The sequence below is a fragment of the Nonomuraea sp. K271 genome (assembly GCF_009908215.1).
Taxonomy (GTDB): Bacteria; Actinomycetota; Actinomycetes; order Streptosporangiales; family Streptosporangiaceae; genus Nonomuraea; species Nonomuraea longispora.
This window is the reverse complement of the sequence record NZ_JAAAHR010000295.1, coordinates 1-5,631: the sequence shown is the minus strand read 5'-3', so window position 1 is coordinate 5,631 and position 5,631 is coordinate 1. Positions and strand designations below refer to the sequence as shown.

At 71.2% G+C, this 5,631-nt stretch carries 5 protein-coding genes; 2 read left to right on the top strand and 3 right to left on the bottom strand.

Annotated elements, in window-relative coordinates:
* Positions 1 to 521, bottom strand: a 521-nt coding sequence (locus tag GUY59_RS49625) for a CHC2 zinc finger domain-containing protein (RefSeq protein WP_330849309.1), incomplete at its 3' end; no start/stop codon positions are given.
* 180 nt (positions 522 to 701) lie between these two features.
* On the opposite strand from GUY59_RS49625, the gene GUY59_RS45805 reads away from it, so the two are divergent.
* On the top strand, positions 702 to 1,610 hold the full coding sequence (locus tag GUY59_RS45805) for a M23 family metallopeptidase (RefSeq protein ID WP_171055640.1): 909 nt from the start codon (positions 702 to 704) through the stop codon (positions 1,608 to 1,610).
* Here GUY59_RS45805 and GUY59_RS45800 read toward each other — a convergent pair.
* Both GUY59_RS45800 and GUY59_RS45795 read right to left on the bottom strand, forming a co-directional pair.
* On the bottom strand, positions 1,600 to 2,757 hold the full coding sequence (locus GUY59_RS45800; RefSeq protein ID WP_171055639.1) for an NAD(P)/FAD-dependent oxidoreductase: 1,158 nt from the start codon (positions 2,755 to 2,757) through the stop codon (positions 1,600 to 1,602). The genes GUY59_RS45805 and GUY59_RS45800 overlap by 11 nt on opposite strands.
* A 60-nt stretch (positions 2,758 to 2,817) precedes the next feature.
* The gene (locus GUY59_RS45795; RefSeq protein ID WP_138208591.1) at positions 2,818 to 4,038 is read right to left on the bottom strand and encodes a deoxyguanosinetriphosphate triphosphohydrolase; all 1,221 of its coding nucleotides are present in this window, start codon (positions 4,036 to 4,038) and stop codon (positions 2,818 to 2,820) included.
* Positions 4,039 to 4,118: 80 nt separating this feature from the next.
* Here GUY59_RS45795 and GUY59_RS45790 point away from each other — a divergent pair.
* Positions 4,119 to 5,631, top strand: a 1,513-nt coding sequence (locus GUY59_RS45790) for a M48 family metallopeptidase (RefSeq protein WP_161715086.1), incomplete at its 3' end; no start/stop codon positions are given.

The window sequence follows — 5,631 nt, the reverse complement described above, 5'->3', positions numbered from 1 at the left end:
GCGCCGAAGGGCGACGGGCGCGTACCCTCCACCCGGGTGCCGGGGAACACCGAGACCAGCCGATGACCGCGCTTCAGGTCCCGGGTGACGACTTCGGCGCGCTGCTCCTGCTCGGGGCCGGAGCGTACGAACCAACGGTGCTCCGGCGTGGCGAAGATCTCCTTTCGCTGCCCGTCGCGGCGCAGGACGACCCTCATCAGCGGCTGGACGCCGAAGGACTCGAAGGGCGCGTCCACCCATGTGCCGTCGGAGGCGAGCACCCGGTGCGTCCCGCCCGCGAGTTCGGCGATCGGGCGCACACCCTCCCAGGTCATGACCCTGGTCTCCGCCGCCAGGCAGTAGAACATCCCACGCTCGGGAGTGACGTTGAAGGAGGGGCTCTTCTCGTCGTGGAACGGGCACAGCCCCTTGAGGTTGCCGCCTCCGGCGTTGCGCAACTGGATGTGCTCGCCGATCACGTCGGCGATGGGTGAGCGCTCGCGAACGAGCGCGATGTCGACATCACGGATCCGGCCAGCCACGCCGTGAGTCTATTCCGCCCCACCGACGGTTCCCGCCCCGCGGGCCGCCCCCGGGCGCGTGCAGCAGGGGGAAGAGGGGCATTACCTGTGGGTTGCTAAAGAGGGAAAGCCGCCGTACGCGGCCCCCTGGTCGGCTACAAAGGTAAAGGTTGTCGGGAAGCGGTGACACGGGTGGAGACCATGCATTCGGGGCAAATCGCGCGGTGGGCGTCCGTCGTGGGCGCCGTACTGCTGACCGGCGCCTGCGGCCAGGCGACCGGACCGGCCGGCGTCGGCGTCACCCTCCGCCCGAACGCGGACAACACCGCGCCTGCCCATGGGCCCTCCACCGCGTACGCGGCAGCGGCGGCCTCGCCGGCGACCCCGACGCCCACCCCGTCGGGCGGGCGGCAGGCCGACGTGCAACGGCCCCAGGGCGACGACCCGGTCAAGGTGCCGCCGCCGAAGTTGTCGAAGTACACCTACACGTTCCCGGTCAAGGGCTGCGAGGTCACCTACTCCCGCAAGCTGCTCGTGCTGCCCAAGACGACGATCTGGGCGCCGCGGGGATGCGCGTTCGTGGCGCCCGTGGCCGGCGTCGTGGACGAGGTGAACGCCAAGAACCGGTGGCGCCCGTCCACGGACGCGGGCGCCCACCGCGAGGGCAGGTTCGTCACGATCATCGGGGACGACGGCGTGCGCTATCTCGGCGGCCACCTCGACACGGTGGCCGACGGCATCAAGCCCGGCGTCCGCGTCAAGGCGGGCCGGCTGCTCGGCCGGGTGGGCAGGTCGGGCAACGCCCGCGACACCGCCACCAACCTGTACTTCGCCATCTCGTGGAAGACGGGGTCGAAGTTCTGGTGGGTACGCAGGGGCATGGTCGAACCGTGGGACTACCTCGACGCCTGGCGGACGGGCAACCGTACGCTCTCCCCCAGGGACGAGACGCTGGAGCTGCGCGAGAAGTCCGGCGAGACGCCGCGCTGCACCGTCCTGTGCGCGTCGAAGAAGCCGAAGGAGACGCCGCAGGCGGCGAGGAGCGAGCCGTCGTCCCGTGGCGACACCGGTGAGGACGACGGCGACGGCGTGGTCAGCGTCACCCCGTAGGCAGCTCCTTCTGGTCGACGACGGCGCCCGACCTGATGAGGGCCTGGATCTCGTCCACGACGTCCCAGGTGTTGACGTTCATCCCGGCGACCACGCGCCCGCCGCGCAGCCAGTAGGCGATGAACTCCAGCTTGTCGGGATCGCCGCGGTAGACGACCTCGTCGTAGCCCTCGACGTCGCCGGAGAACTCCATGCCCAGCTCGTACTGGTCGGTGTAGAAGTACGGGATCGGGTCGTAGGTGACGTCCTGGCCGAGCATCGACCGCGCGGCGGCGGGACCGCCGTGCAGGGCGTTGGCCCAGTGCTCGACGCGCACACGGCGGCCGTACACGGGGTGGAAGTGTTCGGCCACGTCGCCGGCGGCGAACACGTCGGGATGCGAGGTGCGCAGCGCCGCGTCGGTGAGGATGCCGTGGCCGACGTCGAGCCCGGCGTCGCGGGCCAGCCAGATCTCCGGGGCGGCGCCGATGCCGACGACCACGAGGTCGGCGGTGAGGCGTTCGCCCGAGCTGAGCCGCACGCCGGTCTGGGTGATCTCCGCGGCGGCGGTGCCGAAGCGCAGGTGCACGCCCTTGCGGGCGTGCAGGCGGGAGAACAGGTCGCCCAGCTCGGGGCCGAGCACCCGGTTGAGCGCGGTGGGCTCGGGCTCGACGACGGTGACCTCACAGCCGGCGGTACGGGCCGCGGCCGCGGTCTCGAGCCCGATCCAGGACGCGCCCACGATCAGGACCTTGGCGCCGGTGGCGAAGCGTTCCTTGAGCGCGTCGCTGTCCTCGACGGTGCGCAGGTAGTAGCCGGGTCCCGGCAGCCGCCTCGGCACGGCCCCGGTCGCGAGGAGCAGCTTGTCGTACGGCTGCCGCGACCCGTCGCTGAGCCTGACCAGGTGGTGGCCGAGCTCGATGCGGGTGACCCGCCGGCCGAGCCGCAGGTCGACGTCGTTGTCCGCGTACCACTGCGGCGGGTGGACGTAGATCTTCTCTCGTTCGCTCCTGCCCTGCAGGTAGTCCTTGGACAGGGGCGGTCTCTCGTAGGGCCGCTCGGCCTCCGCGCCGATCAGCACGATCTCGCCGTCGAAGCCCTCCTCGCGCAGGGCCTGCGCGGCCTTGGCTCCTGCCAGCCCGGCGCCGGCGATCACAAATGTGGCCATGGGCGCAGTATCCGCCCGCCGGGGGCGCCGGGGGAAGCCGGTCGGGTCAGACGGCCTGGATCACCGGGTGAGCCGCCTGTGCCAGGCCACCGCGGAGGTGTCGGTGAGCGAGGCGATCTGGTCGATCACCACCCTGACGCGGGCCGCGTCGTCCGGGGCCTCCAGGTACGCGGGCCGGAAGGCGGGCTCCAGCGCGCCGGGCGCGCCCTGGGTGATCAGCTCGGCCAGTTCGGTGATGAGGTCGCGCTGCCTGGCCTGGTTGGCGTGGTGGTCCTTCGTGGTCATGACGTAGTGGGCGACGACGCCCTTGAGCAGCGCGCACTCCAACCGTGTGGCGCGCGGCACGACGAGGTCGGCGCGGTGGCGGGAGCCGTACACCTCCTTGGTGGCGGCCTGCGCGGAGCGGCAGAAACGGCCGATGAGGCCGCTGGTGAGGGCTTTGAGCCCGGCGAGGTCGGCGAGCGTGCCGGCGAAGCTGCGCGGCCAGAGCGGGTCGGTGATCAGCTTGTCGAAGACCGCTTCGAGCTCGGCGAGGTCGGCGCCGGGTGCGTACCAGGTGCGGGTGATCTCGCACACCTGCCTGCGTTCCTCGCCCGACAGGAGCGCCTCGGGGGTGACGTGGCCGAGGTGCAGGGCGTCCTCAAGGTCGTGTACGGAATAGGCGACGTCGTCGGCCCAGTCCATGATCTGCGCCTCGAAGCTCACCCGCCCTTCAGGAGCGCCCTCCCTGATCCACTCGAACACGGGAAGATCGTCGTCGTACACACCGAATTTGTAAGACTTGTCACACGTCCATGGATATTTGATCGAGGCGTCCAGGGCCGCCCTGGTCAGATTCAGCCCGGCGCTCGTGCCGTCCTCGGTGAGCACCTTGGCCTCGAGCCTGGTGAGCAGGCGCAGGCTCTGCGCGTTGCCCTCGAAGCCACCGCACGTCTCGGCCAGCGCGTTGAGCGCCACTTCCCCGTTGTGCCCGAACGGCGGGTGGCCCAGGTCGTGCGCCAGGCAGGCGGTCTCCACGAGGTCGGGGTCGACGCCGAGGGTGGCGCCCATCTCCCTGCCCACCTGGGCGCATTCGAGGGAGTGGGTCAGCCGGGTGCGGGGGATGTGCTGGCCGCCGTCGAACGTCTCGCCGGGGCCGACGACCTGCGTCTTCGCGGCCAGCCTGCGCAGCGCGGCACTGTGCAGCACCCGGGCCCGGTCACGCTCGAACGCGGAGCGTTCCGGATTGCCGGGAGGTTCCGGAACCCAACGGTCTTGGTCGTGTTCGTCGTAGTACGACATTGGTGCAGCGATTTTATCCAGTTTCCCGTCTCCGCTAGTGTCGAGCCTCGCGAGTACCCCTTCCCTGGGAGCCCTCCCCCATGACGACAGCGTTCCGAGCGGTGCTGGCTTTCACCTTGCTGGCCGGCTTCTACGTTCTGGTCGGTCTGATCCTCGCCGCGGCGGTCTTCTTCGACGTTCTCTTACTGGTCGACTTCCACGTCAACCTGATCAAGTTCGCGGTCGTGCTGACCCTGGCCGCGGGCGCGCTGCTGCGCGCACTGACCATGGTGAGCCGCCGCCGGGGCGGCGAGCAGCCGGGCGTCCCGGTCACGCGCGAGGACGAGCCGGTGTTGTGGCAGACGGTCGAGGAGCTCGCCCAGCGCGTACGCACCGCGCCGCCGGACGAGATCCGGCTGGTGGCGGAGGTCAACGCGGCCGTGTCCGAGGACACCCGGTTTCTCGGCATGAAGGCGACGCGGCGGCGCATGTTCGTCGGGCTGCCGCTGCTGCAGACGCTCACGGTGGACGAGATGCGGGCGGTGCTGGGGCACGAGCTCGGCCACTACAGCGGCGCCCACACGCGGCTCGGCGCGCCGGTCTACCGGGGGCGCGTCTCGCTGATCGCCACCGTCCAGGGCCTGCGCAACCACCCGTTCGTGCAACGCCTGTTCACCTGGTACGCCAAGCTCTACCTGCGGGTGTCGCAGGCCGTCTCGCGCAAGCAGGAGTTGGAGGCCGACCAGTTCGCCGTCGCGATCGGCGGCCGGCAGGCCATGGCGGGCGCCCTGCACAAGATCCATACGACCGCGATCGGCTGGGACCAGTACGTCAACACCTACCTGTCGATGACCGGCGCCGGCGGCACCAGGCCCGCATCGGTGTTCGGCGGCTTCCACGCCTTCATGAGCGACGCCGAACGGCAGGCCGAGCTGGCCAGGCTGAGCGAGCAGCCCGAGGAGGTCTCCCCGTACGACTCCCACCCGAGCCTGACCGACCGCCTGGCCGCCATCGAGCGCCTGCCGGAGCCGCAGCAGGTGCCCGACCCCCGTTCTGCCCTGACCCTGCTGCGCGACCCGAACGTGGCCGTGCAGGCGGTCGAGCAGTCCATGTGGTCGTCCGAGGCGCTGCTGACGCTGCGGGCGGTCTCGTGGGAGGAGCTCGTCGCGCACGGCATGTACGCCACCCGCAACGCCGACGCCCTGCGCGACCTGGCCCTGGCCGGGCAGCAGGTGATGGGGGCGTCACGGCCGTACCTGGACGCCGCCTTCGAGGCGATCGCGCGGGGGCGGCAGGCGGAGCTCGAGTACAAGCTGCGCGAACTGGGCTGGAAAGCCTCGGACACCCTGCTGGCGGGGGTGCTCGGGCAGGCACTGGAGGCCGTCATGATCCAGCTCGGCGAGGCCAGATGGACGCTGTCCTGGTCGGGGCCCGCGCGGCTGCTGTTCGACGACGGGGAGGAGGTGGCGTTGTCGGAGTACGCGGCCCGGGTGGCGGCCGATCCGTCGGCGGTGGGCGGGCTGCGGCAGTGGCTGGGCGACCACGGCATGCGCCACGACTACGTCCCCGTCGAGCAACCGCCCCCGCCGGGCGCCACGCCCGCCGCGGGACCCC